Source organism: Streptomyces sp. NPDC101166 (assembly GCF_044768125.1).
Lineage (GTDB): Bacteria > Actinomycetota > Actinomycetes > Streptomycetales > Streptomycetaceae > Streptomyces.
Genome location: NZ_JBIWPF010000015.1, coordinates 154,250 through 175,591 on the forward strand (window position 1 = coordinate 154,250; position 21,342 = coordinate 175,591).

Below are 21,342 nucleotides of genomic sequence, written 5' to 3' on the forward strand. Positions count from 1 at the left end.
GACGAAGGTATGCGGACGAGGGCGTGGCGCGACGGACGGTTGTCCGTCGCACCACCAAAAGGGGTGAACGCTCGTAACTTTCCCGCGCGGCTCGCGTTGCGCCGCGCTAGGGACGGCCTACCGGGCCGGGTACGGCCACGGGTTGGGCAGACAGCGGATCCCGTCGTGATCCAGGAACTTCGTCTGCTGCTGCATCACCGGTGCGAGGTCGCCGTTCTTGTCGCAGGTCACATGGCTGTAGCCGAGCCGGTGGCCGACCTCGTGATTGATGAGCATCTGCCGGTAGGCGTACATCTGGTCGCCGTAGGTCTGCGAGCCCTGCGCCCACCGGTAGGCGTTGATCATCACGCGTTCGGTGGAGGCCGAGTCGCAGGAGACGTTGTCGACGGTGGTGTCCAGACCGGACTTCGCGCACCAGTCGGCGGTGGTGCCCGGGCTGGCGAGGGTGATGACGAAGTCGGGCTCGCCGGAGTGGATGCGTTCGAAGGTGCGCGCGCCGTTGTGCGCCCAGCTGCGCTGGTCGTTCAGCGTCTTCTGCACGGCCTGCGCAAAGAGCGCGGCGTCGAGGCCCAGTCCCTGTTCGACGTCCACGCGGTAGGTGTACTTGCGCCCCTTGCCGGGCGCCTTGTCGATGCCGGGCACGGCGTCGAACTCGCCCGAGCCGGTGAGGGTGGCGCCGAGGGGGTATTTCTGGTCCATCTGCTGCGCGTACGTCAGCGGCGCCGCCTCGGGGGCCGCGGCGGAGGGGCCCGGGCGGCCGCCGCCCCGGCCGGTGGAGTCCCGGGTGTCGCGCGCGGACTGGCCGGCGGCGGACTGCGTCCGGGCTGAGTCCTCGTCACGCGCGTCGGTGACCTGTCCGGCCACGACGATCGCCAGCACGGTGGTGACGGCGGCGGCCGCGATACCGGTGAAGGCGCGTCCCTTGCCGCCCCTGGCGGCCGCGGGCGTGCCGGAGGGCGGCACGTCGTCCTCGCCCTCGTCGGCCGAACGGGGTTCCGGGTCCCGTTCGGTGACGGAGGCGTACGGGTCGCCGCTCGTGTGCGAGGAGGCGGCGCCGGACAGGGGCCTGCGGCGGGCGAAGACGTCGTCCTCCTCAAATGCGTCGAGGTAGTCCTGCCGGGGGCCGCCCGGGGACGCCGGTCGCTGACGGGGGATCAGCGGCCCGGCACCCTGCGCCGGACGCCCCGTCAACTCACCCCATGCTCCCCCGGCTTCCCGCTGCTCGGGGTGACCGCCACGAGCCACCCGGGGGAAACCGTGCGCGGGAGTGCCTTCGGGCAGCATGGGCGAGCCGTGGGCAGGGGGTCTGTCGGAAAGCTTGGGAAAGCCGTGGGCGGGGGTTCCGCCGTCGGGCCGACCCGCCGCTTCTTGATCGCGGCTGCCCCGCGCGCCCGCCTTCGAAACCCCTCCGGGCGCACCCGCAGGAGCGCCCCCTTCGGCGCTCGTGGTCGTTCCTCGCGGCGCGCTGCTCTGCGCCGGCCCCCGTCGGCTGTGCCGTCCCACGTCCCCCCTCAGCTCCCCGCGTCCACGGACCCGGCGCGGTCGACGGCCGTCCCCGTCCCGGTTCCCGCGCCCGGGGCGCGGGTCTGCGCCAGCAGTTCCCGGAACGCCGTGGCCACCGTCTCCGGGTATTCCATCATCGCCACGTGTCCGGCGTCCGGCAGGGTGAGCAGCCGGGAGTCGCGGAAGGCGCGCGCGGACCGCTGCGCCATGCGGAAGCCGACGAGTTGGTCGCGGCCGCCGTAGACGAGGAGGGTGGGAGCGAGGACGCGTTCGGCCTGGCGCCACAGTGAGTGCTGGCCGCCCAGTGTGTAGGCGTTGACCAGCCCGCGCGCGGAACGTGTCATGGCGTCCCAGAAGTACGGCAGCCGCAGCCGCCGTTCCATCTCCTCCACCGCGTGCGCGAAGGACTCCGGCGCGACCCGCCCGGGGTCGCCGTAGCAGAGGGCGGTGACGCCGCGGACGCGCTGTTCGGCCGTCCACTCCCGGGTGAACCTGCTGAACAGCGCGGCGACTCCGGGGACGCCGAGCAGTCCCGTGGGCACCGCGGTGCGCTGTATGCGCAGCTCCGGCAGTGCGGGCGAGACGAGCGTGAGGGTGCGCACGAGGTCGGGCCGTACGGCGGCGACGCGCGTGGACACCGCCCCGCCGAGGGAGTTGCCGAGGAGGTGGACGGGTCCGCGGGCCGAGGCGTCCAGGTAGCGGATGACGGCACGCGCGTGTGCGGTGACGGAGTAGTCGCCGTCGTCCGGGGGCGGGGAGTCGCCGAAGCCGGGCAGGTCGACGGCCTCGCTGTCGACGACGCCGTCGAGCAGGGCCATCAGCGCGGACCAGTTCTGCGAGGAGCCGCCGAGACCGTGCACGTACAGCGCCGGTTCCAGCCCCTCGCGCGCGGGCGGCCTGGAACGGATCTTCAGCGTGACGCCCGGCAGTCCGACCGACCGCAGCCGCTCGCCCTCGGCGACCCTGACGGACACCGCCTTCGGCAGCACACTGGCGGGCGGCACGGAGGGCAGCTCGGTCGAAGACATGCCGCAATGTTACGAGACGATCACGCCGCGACTTGTGTGTTCGCCGTCACAGCCGGCGGTACGGGGACCGCGCAGATGAGGGCACGATTCGTGGGCACATCGCATAGCGTCCGAAAAGGGTGTCTCCTAGGCTCGTAGAGAGGGCACCCGCGTGTGGCCCCTGCATTCTCAGGGACGTTCGTAGGAAGGGAGCCCGCCATGGCCGTCGACCCCACCGACCCCGAGACGTTCGTGAACGACGACGAGGTCTCGGAGTTCGACGTCGAGGCGCCGGAGAACGACGCCGCGGAACAGCACGCGGACGTCACGCCGCACCGTGACGATCCCCTGGAGGGCGTCGACCCCGCCCGGGCGAACGAGGCCGACCTCGTCGAACAGGCCCGCGTCGTCTCGCTCGACGAGGACGACTACCGCTGACACGCACCGCCGACGGACCTCCCGCCGGCGCAGGGCGAGACGGAGGCGCAGTCTGCCCACTGCATACCGGTAGCAAACGTTCTGTACTGCTTTTACCATCGTCCGGTCCGTGAAATTCTGCGCTCGCACCGCGCGCGCCACGGTTACCGAAAAGTACGATGGCCGCGCGGCGGCACACCGCATGAGGACGACATTGGGAGGCGGCGTGACAGCCATCGAGCAAACTGAGGCGGCGCGCCCGCGAGGCACGCGCTTGCCGCGCCGTGCCCGACGGAACCAGCTGCTGGGCGCCGCCCAGGAGGTCTTTGTCGCGCAGGGCTATCACGCTGCCGCGATGGACGACATCGCCGAGCGCGCCGGCGTCAGCAAGCCGGTGCTCTACCAGCACTTTCCAGGCAAGCTCGACCTCTATCTGGCGCTGCTGGACCAGCACTGCGAGTCGCTCATCCAGGCGGTCCGGGGCGCGCTCGCCTCGACGACCGACAACAAGCAGCGCGTGCGCGCCACGATGGACGCTTACTTCGCGTACGTGGAGGACGACGGCGGCGCGTTCCGGCTGGTCTTCGAGTCGGACCTGACGAACGAGCCGGCGGTGCGCGAGCGCGTCGACAAGGTGACCAACGAGTGCGCCGAGGCGATCTGCGACGTGATCGCCGAGGACACCGGCCTCTCGCGGGCAGAGTCGATGCTGCTGGCTTCGGGACTGGGCGGTCTGGCCCAGGTGGTGGCCCGCTCCTGGCTGCACAGCGACCGTACCGTCCCGCGTGACCAGGCGGTGCAGTTGCTGGCCTCGCTGGCCTGGCGGGGCATCGCCGGTTTCCCGCTGCACGGCATCGAGCAGCACTGAGCGCACACGCCCGCGTGCGGGCCGTCGGCTCTTTGTTCCCGTCCGCTGTTCGCTCCTGGCGTGGACGGCCGCGGCTTACCCGTCCCCTCACCGGGCTAATGTGTGCAGCGTACGGCGCGGACGCCCGCGCACCACTGACCGTCGGAGGGACATAGCCGTGGAGGTCAAGATCGGCGTGCAGCACGCGCCCCGCGAGATCGTTCTGGAGAGCGGTCAGAGCGCCGAGGAGGTCGAGCGCCTCGTCTCCGAGGCGCTGGCGGGGAAGTCGCAGCTGCTCAGCCTCGTGGACGAGAAGGGCCGCAGGGTCCTGGTCCCGGCCGACCGCCTGGCCTACATCGAGCTGGGCGAGCCCGCCCCGCGCAAGGTGGGCTTCGGCACCCTGTAGGCGGCGCGTGACGAGGGGCCCGGCAGCCGATTCCGATTCGGCGGCCGGGCCCCTCGTCGTGCACTGCGGCCGGGCCCTCGCCCGTCGGCGGCGACGGCTGCCGGGCCGTGACCGCCGGGCGGCGGCCGGTTCTCCACGGATGGAGCACGACTTCCTCACAGAGGAGGATTGCCTTTCGCAGGTCACGGGTAAGACGGGCTACGACCTTGATGCACAGCCCGCCGCCTGGGAGGGACCCGCATGATCTTGGAAGCGCTCGGCTCCGCTGTGCTCGGTCTCGTGCTCGCGTGGACGGCGTTCCACCGCCTGTCCCACCGACTGCCCGCACCCACCATGGTGTTCGCGACGGGCGTCGCAGGAGCCCTGTTCGGCGACTTCGTCACCCACAGCGCGCTCGGCCCCGGCACCGCGCTGCTGAGCCTGCTCGGAGCGGCGGTCGTCTCCGCCGCCTCGCTGTCCCTGCTTCTGCGTCCCACGGGCCGGGGCCTCCGCCGATCAGCCCCCGCATAGCCGACGCGACGGCAACACCCCGAAGGGGCGCGGGGAACCGCGCGACCAGCCTCCACGGGCCGGCAGCCGAAGCGGCCTCCCCCGCCCCCGCGGCGCCCGACGGCGCCATTCGGCGGAGCGCTACGCGGCGAGTCCCAGAGCCGCCATCCGCTTGGTGTGGGCCTCCGTGATGCGGGAGAACATCCGGCCGACCTCGGCGAGGTCGAAGCCGTCCGCGACCCCGCCGACCAGCATCGTCGACAGCGCGTCGCGGTCCGCGACCACGCGCTGCGACTGGGACAGCGCCTCGCCCATCAGCCGCCGCGCCCACAGCGCGAGCCGTCCGCCCACGCGCGGGTCGGCGTCGATCGCCGCGCGCACCCGGTCGACGGCGAAGCCCGCGTGGCCGGTGTCGTCGAGGACGGCGAGCACCAGTGCGCGGGTGTCGGCGTCCAGACGCACGGCGACCTCGCGGTAGAAGTCGCTGGCGATCGAATCGCCCACGTACGCCTTGACCAGACCCTCCAGCCAGTCGGAGGGGGCGGTCTGCCGGTGGAAGCCGTCGAGCGCTGCGACGAACGGCTCCATCGCGCGCGTGGGCTCCTCACCGATCTCGGTGAGCCGGCCGCGCAGCCGCTCGAAGTGGTGGAACTCGGCCGACGCCATCTTCGCCAGCTCCGCCTTGTCCTCCAGGGTGGGCGCCAGCTTGGCGTCCTCAGCGAGCCGTTCGAACGCCGCCAGCTCGCCGTACGCCAGCGCGCCGAGCAGGTCCACGACCGCGGCCCGGTACTGGGGGTCGGCGGCGGCCGTCGCCCAGTCCTGGGCGGCGATGCCGGTGGCGGCGTTCTCGTTCTCAGGCTTGTCAGAGGTCGTCATGAAGCGCACAATAACCCGCTCCCCGCGCGAGGGAAGGCCCTGGTCGATGTGTGCGGCGACGAAGCCGCGCAGGACCGTGCCCGTCGATGTGACAACCACAACGTGACCGAATCGGCCATCGCATGTGCGCGGATCCAAGGTATGGTGGTAATGCGCCTGCCGAGTATTCGACGGGCCGCATGTATGAGGATGCCCGGTCGGTGGCCCGATCGGCTCCGACCCGACAGCCCACCCTGACCGTACGGCTCTGCGCGTACGACGATCGGCGGGACACCCTCAGCGGTACGAACGCTGGAGCGTCGGATGAGGTCCCGTGTGCTGACGGCTCGCCCGTGAGAGGCGGCCGCGCCCCCGGCACGGTCCGACACGACCCCCGCGCTCGCCTCGCACCGCGCACACAGAAGAGGCAGCACCCTGACTACGACGTTCCGAGAGCTCGGAATCCTTCCCGAGACCGCCGAGGCCCTGGAGGCCGTCGGCATCACCACTCCCTTCCCCATCCAGGAGATGACGCTCCCCGTGGCCCTGTCGGGCACGGACGTCATCGGTCAGGCCAAGACCGGCACCGGCAAGACGCTCGGCTTCGGCCTCCCGCTCCTCGAGCGCGTCACGGTCCCCGTCGACGTCGAGGCCGGCCGCGCCCTCCCCGAGGACCTCACCGACGCCCCGCAGGCGCTCATCGTGGTCCCCACGCGCGAGCTGTGCACGCAGGTCACCAACGACCTGCTGACCGCGGGCAAGGTGCGCAACGTGCGCGTCACCGCGATCTACGGCGGCCGCGCCTACGAGCCCCAGGTCGAGGCCCTGAAGAAGGGCGTCGACGTCGTCGTCGGCACCCCGGGCCGGCTGCTGGACCTGGCGGGCCAGAAGAAGCTCAACCTCAAGCACGTCAAGTGCCTGGTCCTCGACGAGGCCGACGAGATGCTCGACCTGGGCTTCCTCCCCGACGTCGAGAAGATCATCGGCATGCTGCCGGTGAAGCGGCAGACCATGCTGTTCTCCGCGACCATGCCGGGCGCGGTCATCAGCCTCGCGCGCCGCTACATGTCGCAGCCCACGCACATCAACGCCACCTCGCCCGACGACGCGGGCCGTACGGTCGCGAACACCAAGCAGCACGTGTACCGCGCGCACAACATGGACAAGCCCGAGATGGTCGCGCGCATCCTGCAGGCCGAGGGCCGCGGCCTGGTGATGGTGTTCTGCCGCACCAAGCGCACGGCGGCCGACCTCGCCGACCAGCTCAAGCAGCGCGGCTTCGCCTCCGGCGCGGTCCACGGCGACCTCGGCCAGGGCGCCCGTGAACAGGCGCTGCGCGCCTTCCGCAACGGCAAGGTCGACGTGCTCGTGTGCACCGACGTCGCCGCGCGCGGCATCGACGTCGAGGGCGTCACCCACGTCATCAACTACCAGTCCCCCGAGGACGAGAAGACCTACCTGCACCGCATCGGCCGTACCGGTCGCGCGGGCGCCAAGGGCATCGCGGTCACGCTGGTCGACTGGGACGACATCCCGCGCTGGCAGCTCATCAACAAGGCGCTGGAGCTCGACTTCAGCGCCCCGCCGGAGACGTACTCCACCTCCCCGCACTTCTACGAGGACCTCGGCATCCCCGCGGGCACCAAGGGTGTTCTGCCGCGCTCGGAGCGCACGCGCGCCGGGCTCGACGCGGAGGAGCTGGAGGACCTGGGCGAGCCGGGCGGCCGCGGTGGGCGCGGGCGTGGCGACCGCCGGGGCGGACGGGAGGACTCCCGTCCCGCCGAGCGCGAGCGCTCCAGCCGTACGCCGCGTCGCCGCCGTCGTACGCGGGGTGGCGCCACCGTCGACGGGACGCCGGCGCCCGAGCAGGCCGGGACCGAGCAGGCCGGGCAGGCCGCCGCTCCCGCGGTCGAGGAGGCGACGTCTCCTCGTACGCCGCGTCGCCGCCGCCGTACCCGGGGCGGGGCCTCGCAGGACGCCGTCGCCGCGTCGGCCGCCGTGGCCGTCGAGCCCGCCGCAGCCGAGGCCGCGGAAGCGGCCGTGACCACGGCGGAGGGCCCCTCGGAGGTCGCGTCCGCCGACGCCGAGAAGCCGCGCCGCCGCCGCACCCGCCGCAACGCGGTCGCGTCGGACGCGCCGGCGACCGTGACGGAGCCGGCCGAGCAGCCGGCCCCCGAGGCGCCGGCCGTGACGGAACCGGCCGCCCCGGCCGTCGAGGCGACCCCGGCGGCAGAGGCCGTCGTCGTTCCGGAGCCCGCGGAGACCAAGCCGCGCCGCCGCACCCGCAAGGCGACGGCCCCGGCCGAGGCAGCGGTCGACACGGCCGAGGCAGCGGAGACCAAGCCGCGCCGCACCCGTAAGGCGACCCAGTCGGAGACGGCCGCCACGCCGGTCATCCCGGCCCAGGCCGCGCAGGAGCCGGAGGCCGAGCCGCGCCGCACGCGCACGGCCGCCGCCCCGGCGGAGGCAGCCGTGGACACGGCGGAGACGGCCGAGGCCAAGCCCCGCCGCACCCGCAAGACCGCCGCCGCCAATGCGGAAGCCGCCGTCGACACGGCCGAGGCCACCGAAGCCAAGCCGCGCCGCACCCGCAAGACGGCCGCTACGACCGCCGCCGCGGCGGAGGCCGCCGTGGACACGGCCGAGGCCGCGGAGGCCAAGCCGCGCCGCACCCGCAAGACCACCGCCGCCAAGGCGGAGGCAGCCGTGGACACGGCGGAGACGGCCGAGGCCAAGCCCCGCCGCACCCGCAAGACCGCCGCCGCCGCAACGACGGCCGCCGACACGGCCGAGACGACGGAGGTCAAGCCGCGCCGCACCCGCAAGACCGCGGCCGCCCCGGCGGAGGCAGCCGTGGACACGGCCGAGGCCACTGAGGCCAAGCCGCGCCGCACCCGCAAGACCACCGCCGCCAAGGCAGCCGCAGACGCGGAGACCGCCGAGGCCAAGCCGCGCCGGACCCGCAAGACGGCCGCCCCCGCAGAGGCCGCCGCCGACACGGCCGAGGCTGCGGAGGCCAAGCCCCGTCGCACCCGCAAGACCGCGGCCACGGCGACCGGTACGGCCGCCATTCCGGCGCAGGTCTCGCAGGAGCCCGAGGTCAAGCCGCGCCGCACCCGCAAGACGGCCGCCCCGGCGGAAGCCGCCGCCGACACGGCCGAGGCGCAGCCGAAGCCGCGGCGTACGCGGAAGGCGACGGCCGCCGCGAAGCTCGCGGAGAGCTGATCGCCGCACGCGACGACAGCGACCGCCGACGGCCCGGTTCCCCTCGGGGAGCCGGGCCGTCGGCGTGGTGAGCGGCCCCGCCACGGGCCGAGGGGCGCTCTGCACCTGGCCTCCGCATCCCGGTAACCTCAGCCCGTGACCACGCCGATCAGCTTCACCCCGCCTCCCGGCGCACGCGCGTACCCGCTGCGGACCGCGCGCGGTGAGTTCGCCGTCGTCGACGCGCCGGCGGCGCCCGGAGTCGAGCCGTTGGGCGTCGCGCTGTTGCTGCCGGGGTTCACCGGGAGCAAGGAGGACTTCCACTTCCTGCACGAGCCCCTGGCGGCCCGCGGCTACCGCACGGTCGCCGTGGACGGACGCGGGCAGAACGAGTCCCAGGGCCCAGCACGCGATGAAACCCCCTATGCCCAGGTGGAGTTGGCGCGTGACGTGCTCGCGCAGGCAGCCGCCCTCGACGCTCCCGTGCATCTCGTCGGTCACTCCATGGGCGGCCAGGTCGCGCGGGCGGCCGTCCTCCTGGACCACTCCCCCTTCGTCTCGTTCACCCTCGTCGCCTCGGGTCCGGCGCACATCTCCGAGTCGCAGCGGCAGCGCGTGCAGCTGCTGCACGACGCCCTCGCGGTGATGGAGATGCCCGAGGTGTGGGAGGCGATCCTCGCGATGGGCCCGCCGGAGGAAGTCGGCGGCCCCGCACGGGGTTTCGGCGAACTGATGCTGATGCGGCTGCGCTGGCTGAACCACAAGCCGGCGCAACTCCTTGCCACCGGACGCCAGTTGCTCATCGAACCCGACCGGGTCGCCGAACTCGCTTCCGTGCCACTGCCGTTGCACGTGCTGTCGGGCGCGCGCGACGACACCTGGCCGGTGAGCGTCCTGGACGACATGGCCGTGGAGTTGGGCGCGGCCCGTACGGTGATCCCCGGCGCGGAGCACTCCCCCAACCTGGACCAGCCCCTGGCCACGGCCCACGGCCTGGCGGACTTCTGGGACAAGGTCGTACGCCGGCGCCCGGACCACTGACGGGGCTGCCGCCGGTCCGGCGGCAGCTAGTACTGCGTCTGAAGGTGCTCCCAGAAGCCGTCCCGCAGTACGCGCCGCAGGTCCGCCTGACCGCGGAGCGAGTACTGCAGGATTCCCTCCGCCTCCACCAGGAGGTCCTGGTCGACGGAGCCGGGCAGGTAAGGGTGGCCGGGCAGGAGATCCGCCAGGGACTCCCGGCCGCGCGCCGCGAGCCACTTGGCGGCGATCTGCGCGCCGACGAAACGGACCTCCTCGCGGGTGGGCCGCTGCACGCCGGCCGGCTCGTACGCCGGGGCGGTGCGCCGTGAGACGTACGGCTTGAAGAAGTCGAGGTCCAGGGTGCGCTGGCTGTCGACCTCCCACAGGAGCGGCTCGGCCTGGTTGCGGCCCTCGGGAGCCTCGATGCCCCAGAGGTGGACCCGGGCGCCGTACCCCTGGGCCGCCTCCACCGCCGAGACCAGGTCCTCGTCGCCGCCGAGGAGCGCCGCGTCGCTGATGGCGCGATGCCGGGCGAGGGACTCCAGGTCGGTGCGGATCAGGGAGTCGACGCCCTTCTGCTGGTTGTTGGCGTTCAGGTTGCCCAACCGGACCTTGACGTCCGGGAGCTCGGCGATGGACTGCTGCTCGGCGGTGTGGATGCGACGCCGGGCGCCGTCGTACCAGTAGACCCGCAGCAGCCGGCTGTCGGCGAAGATCGTGCGGGCCCGGTCGATGAGCGCCTCGATCAGGCCCTCGGCGTCCAGGTCGAATGCCCTTCGGTCCTCGGTCCCGGCGACCAGCCGGCCCGCCGCCGCATACAGATAACCGGCGTCGACGAAGATCGCGTGCGTCGACGGCGTCTTCGCCACCTCGGCGAGCATGCGCGTCAGCAGCTCGTTCGTGCGGTCGATACGGGCGGCGAGGGCCGTCAGGTCGTCGTTCATCCCTTCCATTCTCTCGGCGGTCACGTTACGAACACAACCGATCCCGTTCAGTCCCGTCCGGTCCCGTTTCATCGCGACGACCCGGCCTACCCGTCGGTAGTTAGGCGTTCGAAAAATTTTATTAGCGTAGGGAATGTTCGTAACAAGCGCCGCGTTGAATACGTATGGAACAGGGGGCACCGTCGTCCCGTGGGCCTCACATCAGTAGTTCTCCTCAGGAGGATGACCAGACGAAGGGAGAAGCCACCATGCGCTTCGAAATCATGCGACTCGACGACGTCGACGGCACGCCCGTGGACAGCACCGTCGTGGACGCCGCCTCCGTCAACCGGATCGTTCAGCAGGCCGCCGCCATCGGGCAGCGACTGTGGATCCGTCCGGCCGACACCTCGGCCTCGTAGCACCTCGACCCCCCTCTACGGGCGCCCCTCACATGCGTTCCGGAGCCCCGCACCGCGTCGACATGACGCCGCGCGGGGCTCCACCCATGTCCGGCCGAGGCCGCGGGGGCCGCATCCGGAGTTCACCCGAACGGGTGAAGGTGGGCGGGTCGGAAATCCTCGGGAGCGCGAGGGAGCGAGAGTGAGGAAGTCGCCCGGGGTGATCCCGTCCGGCCCGGGTACCTGATGAGCACCCGGCGTCCCACGCCGCCCCGACCGCCACTTCACGGGAAGGCTCTCTCCCTGTGCTCGTACACCACGCGGAACCCGCTCTGGCCGCGGCGGCCGCCACCGGCGTCATCCTGGCGGCACGGTTCGCGGCCACGCGCCCCTATGCGCGGCGCCGGGCGGTCGGCGCCGCACGCAGGGGCGGGTGGCGCGTCGCGGCCTCCCCCACGGCTCCCGCCCGCCACGACCAGCCGGCTGCCCGGTCCCGCCCCGGGAGCCCGCCGCCCGCTTCGGTGCGACGCACGCACACCCCGGCCGCGACCCCGCACATCTCGGCGCCCCAGGGCGACGGCCGCCCCGCCGAATCGGCCGTGCTGGAGGCCGAGCGCCATGTGCACCGCTGCTGGCAGCGTCTGCGCGCCCACTCCGATCGCCACGAGGCCTGAGGGGGCCTTGAGCGCGCCGGCCGCACGGATCGGCCGTGCCGCAACCCCGCGTCAGCCGCCCTGGACGACCTGGGTGACGCCGTTGATGATCTGCTGCACGGCGATCGCGGAGAGCATCATGCCCGCGAGCCGTGTCACCAGGACCACGCCGCCGTCCTTGATGACCCGGATGATCAGCAGCGAGTAGCGCATCACCAGCCACAGCACGACGTGGATGGCGAGGATCGCCGCCCACACCGACACCTGCGTGGCGACACTGCCGGCCTTCTGCACGGCGAGGATGACGGACACGATCGCGCCCGGTCCGGCGAGCAGCGGCATGCCCAGCGGCACCAGCGCGACGTTGACGTCCTTGGTCTGCTTGGGCTCGTCGGACTTGCCCGTGAGCAGGTCGAGCGCGATCAGCAGGAGCAGCAGTCCGCCCGCGATCATCAGCGCGGGCACTGACACGTGCAAGTAGTTCAGGATCTGGTGGCCGAGCAGCCCGAAGACGGTGATCACGCCGCCGGCCACGCAGACGGCCTGGAACGCCATCCGCTTCTGCACCTTGCCCGGGCGGCCCGAGGTCAGGGCCAGGAAGATCGGGGTGATGCCGGGGGGATCCATGATGACGAACAGGGTGAGGAACAGGGAGCCGAAGACGGCGACGTCGAACATCGGTAGGGAGGCCTTGCGCGAGAGGGTGGAAGTGGACGTGCGGGGCTGAGCCCGGGGTCGTGACGGCCTCAGGCTCGTCGGGCCTCGGGCCCGCCGGTCCCCGGGACGGGGAACGCCCCGGTCGCCCGTCGCGTGATCTCCCCGTACACCTCGGGGTCGGTCGTGTACTCGCCGAGCGCACAGGTCTTGCGGCTGCCGTGGTAGTCGCTGGACCCGGTGACCAGCAGACCCAGATCGCCGGCGAGCGCCCGCAGTCGCGCGCGGGTGTCCGGGTCGTGGTCCATGTGGTCGACCTCGACGCCGTCGAGGCCGGCGGCGGCCAGTTCGGCGATCACGGACTCGGGGACCGTGCGCCCCCGCTTGCTCGCGGCCGGGTGGGCGAAGACGGTCACGCCGCCCGCGGCCTTGACCAGCCGGATCGCCTCGAAGGGGTCGGTCTCGTGCTTCGCGATCCAGACCCGCCCGCCGTCGCCCAGCCAGTCCGGGGTGAACGCGTCGCTCACGGTGGGGACGACGCCCAGCTCCACCAGCGCGGTGGCAACGTGCGGCCGGCCGACGGAACCGTCGCCGGCGATGCGCGCGACCTGCTCCCAGGTGACGGGGACGCCCAGCTCGTTCAGCTTGGCGACCATGCCCCGGGCGCGCGGCACGCGGTCGTCGCGTACGAGCTCCCGCTCGGCGAGCAGCGCGGGCTCCTCGGGGTCGAACAGGTAGGCCAGCATGTGCATGCTGATGCCGTCGATCCGGCAGGACAGTTCGGCGCCGGTGACGAGGGTGAGCCCCTCGGGCAGCGCGGCGATCGCCTCGGCGTGCCCGCGGGTGGTGTCGTGATCGGTCAGCGCGACGACGTCCAGACCGGCCGCGGCCGCGCCCCGGACCAGCTCGGCAGGGGTGTCCGTACCGTCGGAAGCCGTGGAGTGACAGTGCAGGTCGATGCGCACGGCACGGGCTCCAGACGGCGAGAGAGCGGAACGGGACGCTCCAGCATAACGGGAATCGGGACGACCTCTGTCACACCCGCACACCGGGAGCGCCCCCTACACACCGGAAGCAGACCCGGATGCGCCCGGCACCCCCGATTGACCCTCACGGCTTGAGCAGGCGCGGCGACAACGCCCCGCAGGGCACCAGCTCCACCTCGGCACCCGCGTCCCGCAGGTCCGTCAGCACCAGCTCGTCGTACATCAGCAGCCCCGACTGCTCGGGCCACGCAACCGCCCACAGCCACAGCCCGCGCGCCTCGCCCGCGAAGACGGCGCGGTCGCCGGGGGCGCCGGTGACATGCCACAGGGGGGTGGGGCGGCCGGCGGCCAGGACCTTGGCCTCGGGCGGCTTCTCGACGTTCAGATACGGGCCGGGGTCGGGCCCTTCCGTGCCGGCGTAGCGCGCGCCGAGGCCGACACCGAGCTCCTCGGCGACGAGGATCAGCTCGCCCATGCCGCCGAGCGGACCGGGCCCCGAGCACGCGACGGCGCTCGCGCGTCCGCCGCTGCGGTCGTCACCGGCATACGCCACGCCCGTGAACAGCCAGCCGACCGGCAGCGGCCACGGCATCCACACCGGTACCCGGGTGCGGTGCACGACCACATCGAGGGCCTCGACGCTGGGCGGGATCACGGGCTGCAGCGGATGCACCGTGCCGTGCACATCGCACTGCCAGGAATCGGCGAAGAGTCCGGGAGCCCTGACCCGACCACCGCACTTCGGGCAACTGGGTTCGCCCCTCATAGAGCCCCACGGTCCTACCCGATCCCGTCCACGTCAAGGACGATCACCCGTCCGGGCCTCCCGAGTTAGATGTAGCTTGCATTAGTTAGTCACGCTAACTTAGTATGTGTAAAGGCCAACCATCACAACGGGATCGGAGAACCGGCATGCAGCAAGACACGGAGTCCCCCCTGGAGGCGCCCGCGGGAGCCGGCGGCCTGCTGCGGCAGCCCAAGGCGGTCTGGGCGACCGCCGGCGCGTCCGTCGTCGCCTTCATGGGCATCGGACTCGTCGACCCGATCCTGCCGTCCATCGCCTCCGGACTGAACGCCACGGCCGGCCAGGTCTCCCTCCTGTTCACCTCGTACTTCCTGATCACCGCCTTCGCGATGCTGGTGACCGGGTTCGTCTCCAGCCGGATCGGCGGCCGCAAGACGCTGCTGCTCGGCCTCGCCCTCGTCGTCGTCTTCGCGGGCCTGTCCGGCACCTCGGACACCGTCGGCCAGCTCGTCGGCTACCGGGCCGGCTGGGGTCTGGGCAACGCGCTGTTCGTCTCCACGGCCCTCGCGGTCATCGTCGGCGCGGCGGCGGGTGGCAGCGCCGCGGCGATCCTGCTGTACGAGTCCGCCCTCGGCCTCGGCATGGCCTGCGGACCGCTGCTCGGCGCGCTGCTCGGCGACGCCAGCTGGCGCTACCCGTTCTTCGGCACCGCGGCCCTGATGGCGGTGGGTTTCCTGTGCATCACGGCGTTCCTGAAGGAGCAGCCGAGGCCCGCCCGCAAGACCTCGTTGTTGGACCCGATCCGGGCGCTCGGCCACGGCGGTCTCGCCTCGGCGGCGGTCTCGGCGTTCTTCTACAACTACACGTTCTTCACCGTGCTGGCCTTCACGCCGTTCGTGCTGGACATGACGCCGTACAAGTCGGGCGCGGTGTTCTTCGCCTGGGGCGTGCTGCTCGCCGTCTTCTCGGTCGTCGTCGCGCCGCGCCTCCAGGAGCGGTTCGGCTCGCTGAAGGTGCTCGGCGGCTCCCTGGTGCTGCTCGCCGCCGACGTGCTGGTCCTCGGCTACGGCGACCACGTCACGGCCGTCGTCTGCACGATCCTGTCGGGCGCGTTCATCGGCGTGAACAACACCGTCTACACCGAGCTCGCGCTCGGGGTCTCGGACGCCCCTCGCCCGGTGGCCAGCGCGGGCTACAACTTCGTGCGCTGGTTCGCGGCGGCGGCCGCGCCCTTCTTCGCGCCGAAGATCGAGGAGTGGACCGACGTCCACATCCCGTTCGTGGTGGCGGCGGTCACCGCGGCCGTGGGCGCGCTGGTGGTCGTCGTACGCCGTGAGGCACTCGCGCACGAGGCCGAGGAGCTGGCGCCGGCGCACGCCACCGAGGACGGGGTCGCAGTCTTCGCCAACTGACCGCGGCGGCAGGCGGACCGCACCCGACACCCGGTCAATCCGGTTGCCTCGGCCGCCAGTTGGTGACCTTGGTCACGCGTCGTCAGTCCAGCGGTACGGACCTGCGGGAAGGATCCCGCAGGTCCGTGCCGTGCGTCAGCCAGCGTTCCTGGAGCGCCTGCGCGCCGTGCACCCGCTTCCAGGCGGCCTCGTTCGGCGTCATCGGCAGCAGCGGCAGGAAGCGGACCGGGTCGAGCGGCTCGTCGAGCTCCAGGTCCTCCACCAGACCGCCCGGCTCGGCGACCAGCACCGAGGTGAACGGCGCGCCCGGCCACAGCGGCTCGCCGACGTCCAGGGACGCGCCCGGCGCCACGACCACCCCTTCGACCTGCGGGGACGCGGCGAGCACGGCGAGCGGGCGCAGCACCTTGCCGGTGTCGGCCAGGCCGGAGCGCACCGAGAGGACCAGCTCGGCGCGCGGACCCCGCACCGCGTCGGTGAGCATCGCGGTGGGGTCGCTCATCGGCTGCGCGGACATGCCGAGCGTCGCGTAGCGGACGATGTCGCCCTCCTGGAAACGCAGGACCTCGATGCGGTCCGTGCCGAGGAAGGTGACGGCGGCGCGGGCGTCGGGCTCGCCGAGCGCGGTACGCAACCGGGCCTCGACCAGGGGAAGAACATCTGCCATGCCGCGAGCATAGAACTCGTCAGTACCGGGCAAAGCAGCGCCTTGACACTGCGGTCGGCTGATACTCTTGCCCGGTGGTTCGGGGCAGCACGCAGAGCGTCGCGATCAAGCCCCGACGCCGATGAGCATCCCCCACGGGGGACCGGCCGGAGGAGGTGGGGCTGTCATGGATCGAAGTCGACCGTGCAGTACCACTCGCTCTTCCCGCCGCTGACGTAGCTGACCCGGCTCCGGCTGACCGCCACCTCTCGCATCTCCACACCGCGCGGAAGAGCGCTGCGTTTCGTTTTGCCTGATCCGTCCGACCCGGCCGAACTCCTCGGCCCCTCCGGTCCGACCGATCCATCCGATCAGAAGCAGTAGCTGTACCAGCAACGAGAACGCCACCGCGACGGTGCGGTGCTCCCCGCTTTGTGGACGTGCCAAACATCCGCACTCAGGACGTCCCCATTCCGGGCAGTTCCACCCGTCGCCGGCCTTCCGTCGCCCCGTAGCGAAGGAGCCTGCCATGTCGATGATCCGCGACCTGCGTGCCGTGGTCCGCCCGTCCCGTCCCTCCCTGCGGGGGGACAGCGGCGCGTACGACACCACGCGCGACCCCGCCACCCCCTCGGCCGTCGTCGACTGCGCCGTCTACCGCGACGGGGCCCGGGTACAGTACGCGACGCCGCTCACCCCCCAGGAGGCGATGCGGCAGGTGCGGCGCGACGGGGGCTTCGTGTGGATCGGGCTGCACGAGCCGACGGAGAGCGAATTCGCGGGCATCGCAAGGGAGTTCGGGCTGCACCCGCTCGCCGTGGAGGACGCCGTGCAGGCCCACCAGCGGCCCAAGCTGGAGCGCTACGACGACTCCCTGTTCACCGTCTTCAAGACCATCCACTACATCGAGCACGACCGGCTCACCGCCAACAGCGAGGTCGTCGAGTCCGGCGAGGTGATGTGCTTCACCGGCAAGGACTTCTTCATCACCGTGCGGCACGGCGGCCAGGGCTCGCTGCGCGCGCTGCGCCACCGTCTCCAGGACGACCCCGAGCTGCTCGCCAAGGGTCCCTCGGCCGTGCTGCACGCCATCGCCGACCACGTCGTGGACGGCTACATCGCGGTCGCCGACGCCGTCCAGGACGACATCGACGAGGTGGAGACCGAGGTCTTCTCCCCCGGCCGCAAGGGCGCCCCGCGCGGCACCGACGCCGGGCGGATCTACCAACTCAAGCGTGAGGTACTGGAGTTCAAGCGGGCGGTGTCGCCGCTGCTGCGGCCGATGCAGCTGCTGAGCGAGCGGCCGATGCGGCTGGTCGACCCCGACATCCAGAAGTACTTCCGGGACGTCGCCGACCACCTCGCGCGGGTCCAGGAGCAGGTCGTCGGCTTCGACGAGCTGCTCAACTCCATCCTCCAGGCCAACCTCGCGCAGGCGTCCGTCGCGCAGAACGAGGACATGCGCAAGATCACGTCCTGGGCGGCCATCATCGCCGTGCCGACGATGGTCTGCGGTGTGTACGGCATGAACTTCGACTACATGCCGGAGCTGCGGTGGCGGTTCGGGTACCCGATGGTGCTCGGCGTCACCGTGCTGACCTGCCTCGGCATCCACCGCATGCTCAAGCGCAACGGCTGGCTCTGAGCGGCCGCGGTGCCCCGGCGGGCACTGGATAGGGTGAGGCCATGACACGCGAGCCGCAGGACCGGGCCCTCGCCGAGCAGGCGCTCGTCGAGGAGGCCACGAAGAAGTCCGGCCTGATCTGGGTCAGGGGCGCCGGGGCCCCTGCCGCGCGGGCGCTGTGGCACGTGTGGCACGACGGCGCGGCCTGCCTGGTCGGCGACGGGAGCGGCGAGCAGCCGCTGCCGCACCTGACGGACGGCGACTCGGCCGAGGTGACCGTGCGCAGCAAGGACAAGGGAGGCCGGCTGGTCTCCTGGACCGCGACGGTCGTCCAGCTCGCCCCCGGCACCGAGGCGTGGGAGGCGACCGTCGCCGAGCTCAAGGGCAAGCGGCTGAACGCGCCCGACGGCGAGGCGATGACCGGACGGTGGGCGGCCGAGTGCCGGGTGCTGCGGCTGGAGCCGGCGGGCGGCACCGCACCGCTGCCCGACGGCTCCCTGGCCGAGGCCCCGCTGCCGTCCCCGGCCACCACCCGCGAACCGATCCCCGCCGGGCTCCCGCGCCTGCTGCTCAGAAAGCGCAAACGGGCCGGGCGCTGACACCCCGGGGCGCGCCCCGCCCCGGCCCGGGTCAGGACGTCGGCAGTTCCTTGCCGTAGTCCACCGTCTCGTCCTTCGCCGGCTCGGCCAGGGCGAAGTTCTCGCCCCACGCCGAGAAGCTCAGCGTCCCGGCGTCGCCCGCGCGCACCAGGCGCAGCGGATACGGCTGCCCCTCCAGGGCGACGTCCAGCGTGCCGCCGGAACCGCCGCCGCCCGAGATCCGGATGGTGCGCGCCCCGGAGGCCGGGTCCTCCTGGTGCCCGTCCTTGCCCAGCGAACCGTGCAGCGTCAGCAGAGAGTCGAGGAGGAGGTCCTTGTCCGTGAAGCCGCTGAACTTCTTGTACGAGGGGTCGCCCGTCGGCACCTTCACGTACTTGCCGTCGAGCTTGTCCGCGGCATCGGTGTCCTTCCCGCCGCCGCCCTCGGAGTCCTTGGAATCCTCGGAGTCCTCTGCGGACTGGTGCTTCCAGAACCCCGCGTCCGCCTTCAGATACAGCTCCTCGCCGACCCGCAGCAGTTGGAAGGACGATCCCTGCGCGGTGACCGTCCCGGAGCCCCCGTTCGCCTTCAGCCGCATGTCGAGCTTGTACGACCGGCCGCCGGCGACCACGGTCCCCGACAGCCGCACCGCGCCGGCCGCGCCGGCCGCGGCCTTCGCCTTCGCCTGGATCTCGTCCGCGGCCAGCTTGCCCACCCCGTTGGTGCCCGCGTCCGGATCCTCGTCGCACCCCGAAAGTCCCGCGCTCGTCACGACCAGCGCGCACACGGCGCCCGCCAGCACGGTCCGGCGACGGGTACGGCCCTGGGGAATCGCGGTCACAGAGGGGGCTGCCTTTCTGAGGGGGTTTCCTGAACGGCGTACCGCAGCGTACCGGGGGCGCGCGAGCCCGGCGGAGGCAGTCCGTCCGGACCGCTCACCAGGGCGGCGCCGATCGGGACGGGCTAGCCTGAAGCCCGCGCGAACGGGCAATCGGGGAAAGAACCCCACCGGAAACTCCTCACCGACCACTCAGTTCACCGGCCCGTACGCGCGCGTACGAGAAGGAGGTGCGGCCATGGCCGCGGGCGTCCCCCGGATCTTCGTCTCGCACCTCTCCGGTGTCGCCGTCTTCGACCCCAACGGCGACCAGGTGGGACGCGTGCGCGACCTCGTCGTCATGCTGCGCGTCGGGCGCAAGCCGCCCCGGCTGCTCGGGCTGGTCGTCGAACTGGCCACGCGCCGCCGGATCTTCCTGCCCATGACCCGGGTCACCAGCATCGAGTCCGGACAGGTCATCACCACCGGCGTGCTCAACGTCCGGCGCTTCGAACAGCGGCCCACCGAACGTCTTGTCGTCGGCGAGCTCCTGGACCGGCGGGTCACCCTCGTGGAGACCGGCGAGGAGGTCACCGCCCTCGACGTGTCCGTGCAGCAGCTGCCCGCCCGCCGGGACTGGGAGATCGACCGGGTCTTCGTCCGCAAGGGCCGCAAGGGGGGCGCCTTCCGGCGCGGCAAGGGCGAGACGCTGATGGTGGAGTGGTCCGCCGTCACCGGTTTCTCCCTGGAGGAGCACGGACAGGGCGCGGAGAACCTGCTCGCCACCTTCGAGCAGCTTCGCCCCGCCGACCTCGCCAACGTGCTGCACCACCTCTCCTCCAAGCGCCGGGCCGAGGTCGCCGCCGCCCTCGACGACGACCGCCTCGCCGACGTCCTCGAGGAGCTGCCGGAGGACGACCAGATCGAGATCCTCGGCAAGCTGAAGGAGGAACGGGCGGCGGACGTCCTGGAGGCCATGGACCCCGACGACGCGGCCGACCTGCTCGGCGAGCTGCCCGAGGCGGACAAGGAACGGCTGCTGAGCCTGATGCAGCCCGACGACGCCGCCGACATGCGGCGCCTGATGGCGTACGAGGAGCACACCGCGGGCGGTCTGATGACGACCGAGCCGATCGTGCTGCGCCCCGACTCCACCGTCGCCGACGCCCTCGCGCGGATCCGCAACCCCGACCTGTCCCCCGCTCTCGCCGCCCAGATCTACGTCTGCCGTCCGCCCGACGACACCCCCACCGGCAAATACCTCGGCACCGTCCACTTCCAGCGGCTGCTGCGCGACCCCCCGTACACCCTGGTCGGCTCGATCCTCGACGCCGACCTGCAGCCCCTGGAGCCGGACGCGGCGCTGCCCGTCGTCGCCGGGTTCTTCGCGGCGTACGACATGGTCGCGGCACCCGTCGTCGACGACTCGGGGTCGCTGCTGGGCGCGGTGACCGTGGACGACGTCCTGGACCACATGCTGCCCGAGGACTGGCGGGAGACGGAGTTCCACCTCGACGAGACCTCGACGGGGGGTGGTCCGCAGTGACACCCGAGCGTGAGGGCGGGCGCACCGAGCGCACCCCCGTCGGCGCCACCGCCGCCCGGACCCGCGTCCGCCTGGACCAGCCGCGTCCGCCCCGCCGCCGGATCGTGCCCGAGTGGGACCCGGAGGCCTTCGGACGGCTCTCCGAGCGCATCGCGCGCTTCCTCGGCACCGGTCGGTTCATCGTCTGGATGACCGTCGTCATCATCCTGTGGGTGGTGTGGAACATCTTCGCGCCGGGCGGGCTGCGCTTCGACGAGTACCCGTTCATCTTCCTGACGCTGATGCTGTCCCTCCAGGCCTCCTACGCCGCCCCGCTGATCCTGCTCGCGCAGAACCGGCAGGACGACCGGGACCGGGTCAACCTGGAGCAGGACCGCAAGCAGAACGAGCGGTCGATCGCGGACACCGAGTACCTCACGCGGGAGATCGCCGCCCTGCGCATCGGGCTCGGCGAGGTCGCCACCCGCGACTGGATCCGCTCCGAACTGCAGGACATGGTCAAGGAACTGGAGGAGCGGCGCGACGGACACCGCGAGCACGTCGTATTCCCGGCAGAACGGTCGCGTGGACGTGACGTAGACGACCGGTGACCGGCATCCCGGGGCCCCG

22 protein-coding genes are annotated in these 21,342 nt (G+C 72.2%); 13 read left to right on the forward strand and 9 right to left on the reverse strand.

The genetic code is table 11. The features are described from left to right. Window positions 1-117: 117 nt before the first annotated feature. The gene (locus tag ACIRS4_RS26015) at window positions 118-1,503 is read right to left on the reverse strand and encodes a DUF3152 domain-containing protein (protein ID WP_404200467.1); all 1,386 of its coding nucleotides are present in this window, start codon (window positions 1,501-1,503) and stop codon (window positions 118-120) included. A gap of 8 nt (window positions 1,504-1,511) precedes the next feature. Beyond that, on the reverse strand, window positions 1,512-2,531 hold the full coding sequence (locus ACIRS4_RS26020; RefSeq protein WP_404200469.1) for an alpha/beta fold hydrolase: 1,020 nt from the start codon (window positions 2,529-2,531) through the stop codon (window positions 1,512-1,514). A gap of 198 nt (window positions 2,532-2,729) precedes the next feature. Between ACIRS4_RS26020 and ACIRS4_RS26025 the strand changes: the two genes are divergently transcribed. The 4 genes from ACIRS4_RS26025 to ACIRS4_RS26040 all read left to right on the forward strand — a co-directional run bounded on the left by ACIRS4_RS26025 (window position 2,730) and on the right by ACIRS4_RS26040 (window position 4,690). Beyond that, a complete protein-coding gene (locus ACIRS4_RS26025) occupies window positions 2,730-2,948 on the forward strand; it encodes a hypothetical protein (RefSeq protein WP_404200472.1) in 219 nt (72 codons plus the stop codon). A gap of 205 nt (window positions 2,949-3,153) precedes the next feature. After that, on the forward strand, window positions 3,154-3,795 hold the full coding sequence (locus tag ACIRS4_RS26030) for a TetR/AcrR family transcriptional regulator (protein ID WP_404200475.1): 642 nt from the start codon (window positions 3,154-3,156) through the stop codon (window positions 3,793-3,795). Window positions 3,796-3,952: 157 nt separating this feature from the next. Beyond that, window positions 3,953-4,180, forward strand: coding sequence for a DUF3107 domain-containing protein (locus ACIRS4_RS26035; RefSeq protein ID WP_404200478.1), 228 nt, complete (start codon window positions 3,953-3,955; stop codon window positions 4,178-4,180). Between the two features lie 240 nt (window positions 4,181-4,420). After that, the gene (locus ACIRS4_RS26040) at window positions 4,421-4,690 is read left to right on the forward strand and encodes a hypothetical protein (protein ID WP_404200481.1); all 270 of its coding nucleotides are present in this window, start codon (window positions 4,421-4,423) and stop codon (window positions 4,688-4,690) included. A gap of 120 nt (window positions 4,691-4,810) precedes the next feature. On the opposite strand, the gene ACIRS4_RS26045 is transcribed toward ACIRS4_RS26040, so the two are convergent. Next, entirely contained in the window at window positions 4,811-5,554 is a 744-nt protein-coding gene (locus ACIRS4_RS26045) for a ferritin-like fold-containing protein (protein WP_404200679.1), read from the reverse strand. Between the two features lie 498 nt (window positions 5,555-6,052). On the opposite strand from ACIRS4_RS26045, the gene ACIRS4_RS26050 reads away from it, so the two are divergent. Together ACIRS4_RS26050 and ACIRS4_RS26055 are read left to right on the forward strand one after the other, a co-directional pair. Continuing rightward, on the forward strand, window positions 6,053-8,749 hold the full coding sequence (locus ACIRS4_RS26050) for a DEAD/DEAH box helicase (RefSeq protein ID WP_404200484.1): 2,697 nt from the start codon (window positions 6,053-6,055) through the stop codon (window positions 8,747-8,749). Window positions 8,750-8,884: 135 nt separating this feature from the next. Beyond that, window positions 8,885-9,769: an alpha/beta fold hydrolase gene (locus ACIRS4_RS26055; protein ID WP_404200486.1), complete on the forward strand. Its 885-nt coding sequence runs from the start codon at window positions 8,885-8,887 to the stop codon at window positions 9,767-9,769. Between the two features lie 26 nt (window positions 9,770-9,795). Here the strand turns inward: ACIRS4_RS26055 and ACIRS4_RS26060 are convergent, their stop codons facing one another. Beyond that, window positions 9,796-10,701 carry an NYN domain-containing protein gene (locus ACIRS4_RS26060; protein ID WP_404200681.1) on the reverse strand — a complete coding sequence of 302 codons (906 nt, stop codon included), beginning with the start codon at window positions 10,699-10,701 and terminating at the stop codon, window positions 9,796-9,798. Between the two features lie 239 nt (window positions 10,702-10,940). Here ACIRS4_RS26060 and ACIRS4_RS26065 point away from each other — a divergent pair, with 239 nt between their 5' ends. Both ACIRS4_RS26065 and ACIRS4_RS26070 read left to right on the forward strand, forming a co-directional pair. Next, window positions 10,941-11,093, forward strand: coding sequence for a hypothetical protein (locus ACIRS4_RS26065; RefSeq protein WP_007384531.1), 153 nt, complete (start codon window positions 10,941-10,943; stop codon window positions 11,091-11,093). Window positions 11,094-11,377: 284 nt separating this feature from the next. Continuing rightward, a complete protein-coding gene (locus ACIRS4_RS26070) occupies window positions 11,378-11,746 on the forward strand; it encodes a hypothetical protein (RefSeq protein WP_404200489.1) in 369 nt (122 codons plus the stop codon). 51 nt (window positions 11,747-11,797) lie between these two features. Here the strand turns inward: ACIRS4_RS26070 and ACIRS4_RS26075 are convergent, their stop codons facing one another. The 3 genes from ACIRS4_RS26075 to ACIRS4_RS26085 all read right to left on the reverse strand — a co-directional run bounded on the left by ACIRS4_RS26075 (window position 11,798) and on the right by ACIRS4_RS26085 (window position 14,131). Then, complete coding sequence (locus ACIRS4_RS26075; protein ID WP_404200491.1) at window positions 11,798-12,403, reverse strand: MarC family protein; 606 nt, start codon at window positions 12,401-12,403, stop codon at window positions 11,798-11,800. A 68-nt stretch (window positions 12,404-12,471) separates the two neighbouring features. Beyond that, window positions 12,472-13,344, reverse strand: coding sequence for a PHP domain-containing protein (locus ACIRS4_RS26080; protein ID WP_404200494.1), 873 nt, complete (start codon window positions 13,342-13,344; stop codon window positions 12,472-12,474). Window positions 13,345-13,489: 145 nt separating this feature from the next. Next, window positions 13,490-14,131, reverse strand: a complete 642-nt coding sequence (locus ACIRS4_RS26085) for a DUF6758 family protein (protein WP_404200496.1) — start codon at window positions 14,129-14,131, stop codon at window positions 13,490-13,492. A gap of 146 nt (window positions 14,132-14,277) precedes the next feature. Here ACIRS4_RS26085 and ACIRS4_RS26090 point away from each other — a divergent pair, with 146 nt between their 5' ends. Then, window positions 14,278-15,522, forward strand: coding sequence for an MFS transporter (locus ACIRS4_RS26090; RefSeq protein WP_404200499.1), 1,245 nt, complete (start codon window positions 14,278-14,280; stop codon window positions 15,520-15,522). Between the two features lie 82 nt (window positions 15,523-15,604). Here ACIRS4_RS26090 and ACIRS4_RS26095 read toward each other — a convergent pair whose 3' ends face one another. Further along, window positions 15,605-16,189 carry a suppressor of fused domain protein gene (locus tag ACIRS4_RS26095; RefSeq protein ID WP_404200502.1) on the reverse strand — a complete coding sequence of 195 codons (585 nt, stop codon included), beginning with the start codon at window positions 16,187-16,189 and terminating at the stop codon, window positions 15,605-15,607. A gap of 508 nt (window positions 16,190-16,697) precedes the next feature. On the opposite strand from ACIRS4_RS26095, the gene ACIRS4_RS26100 reads away from it, so the two are divergent. Next, window positions 16,698-17,813 (forward strand): magnesium and cobalt transport protein CorA, encoded by a 1,116-nt coding sequence (locus tag ACIRS4_RS26100; protein WP_404200505.1) that lies wholly within the window; start codon window positions 16,698-16,700, stop codon window positions 17,811-17,813. 41 nt (window positions 17,814-17,854) lie between these two features. Continuing rightward, window positions 17,855-18,391 carry a hypothetical protein gene (locus ACIRS4_RS26105; RefSeq protein ID WP_404200508.1) on the forward strand — a complete coding sequence of 179 codons (537 nt, stop codon included), beginning with the start codon at window positions 17,855-17,857 and terminating at the stop codon, window positions 18,389-18,391. Between the two features lie 31 nt (window positions 18,392-18,422). Here the strand turns inward: ACIRS4_RS26105 and ACIRS4_RS26110 are convergent, their stop codons facing one another. Next, window positions 18,423-19,211, reverse strand: a complete 789-nt coding sequence (locus ACIRS4_RS26110; RefSeq protein ID WP_404200511.1) for a hypothetical protein — start codon at window positions 19,209-19,211, stop codon at window positions 18,423-18,425. Between the two features lie 235 nt (window positions 19,212-19,446). Between ACIRS4_RS26110 and ACIRS4_RS26115 the strand changes: the two genes are divergently transcribed. Next, the gene (locus tag ACIRS4_RS26115) at window positions 19,447-20,733 is read left to right on the forward strand and encodes a magnesium transporter MgtE N-terminal domain-containing protein (protein WP_404200513.1); all 1,287 of its coding nucleotides are present in this window, start codon (window positions 19,447-19,449) and stop codon (window positions 20,731-20,733) included. Beyond that, window positions 20,730-21,323: a DUF1003 domain-containing protein gene (locus ACIRS4_RS26120; protein WP_404200516.1), complete on the forward strand. Its 594-nt coding sequence runs from the start codon at window positions 20,730-20,732 to the stop codon at window positions 21,321-21,323. The genes ACIRS4_RS26115 and ACIRS4_RS26120 overlap by 4 nt, the downstream gene beginning before the upstream one ends. Window positions 21,324-21,342 lie beyond the last annotated feature (19 nt).

Excerpts from the sequence above, each read along its gene's own strand:
- ACIRS4_RS26020 (WP_404200469.1), bottom strand. The coding sequence starts at position 2,531 with ATGTCTTCGACCGAGCTGCCCTCCGTGCCGCCCGCCAGTGTGCTGCCG.
- ACIRS4_RS26025 (WP_404200472.1), top strand. The coding sequence starts at position 2,730 with ATGGCCGTCGACCCCACCGACCCCGAGACGTTCGTGAACGACGACGAG.
- ACIRS4_RS26040 (WP_404200481.1), top strand. The coding sequence starts at position 4,421 with ATGATCTTGGAAGCGCTCGGCTCCGCTGTGCTCGGTCTCGTGCTCGCG.
- ACIRS4_RS26050 (WP_404200484.1), top strand. The coding sequence starts at position 6,053 with ATGACGCTCCCCGTGGCCCTGTCGGGCACGGACGTCATCGGTCAGGCC.
- ACIRS4_RS26060 (WP_404200681.1), bottom strand. The coding sequence starts at position 10,701 with ATGGAAGGGATGAACGACGACCTGACGGCCCTCGCCGCCCGTATCGAC.
- ACIRS4_RS26065 (WP_007384531.1), top strand. The coding sequence starts at position 10,941 with ATGCGCTTCGAAATCATGCGACTCGACGACGTCGACGGCACGCCCGTG.
- ACIRS4_RS26075 (WP_404200491.1), bottom strand. The coding sequence starts at position 12,403 with ATGTTCGACGTCGCCGTCTTCGGCTCCCTGTTCCTCACCCTGTTCGTC.
- ACIRS4_RS26085 (WP_404200496.1), bottom strand. The coding sequence starts at position 14,131 with ATGAGGGGCGAACCCAGTTGCCCGAAGTGCGGTGGTCGGGTCAGGGCT.
- ACIRS4_RS26090 (WP_404200499.1), top strand. The coding sequence starts at position 14,278 with ATGCAGCAAGACACGGAGTCCCCCCTGGAGGCGCCCGCGGGAGCCGGC.
- ACIRS4_RS26095 (WP_404200502.1), bottom strand. The coding sequence starts at position 16,189 with ATGGCAGATGTTCTTCCCCTGGTCGAGGCCCGGTTGCGTACCGCGCTC.
- ACIRS4_RS26100 (WP_404200505.1), top strand. The coding sequence starts at position 16,698 with ATGTCGATGATCCGCGACCTGCGTGCCGTGGTCCGCCCGTCCCGTCCC.
- ACIRS4_RS26105 (WP_404200508.1), top strand. The coding sequence starts at position 17,855 with ATGACACGCGAGCCGCAGGACCGGGCCCTCGCCGAGCAGGCGCTCGTC.
- ACIRS4_RS26115 (WP_404200513.1), top strand. The coding sequence starts at position 19,447 with ATGGCCGCGGGCGTCCCCCGGATCTTCGTCTCGCACCTCTCCGGTGTC.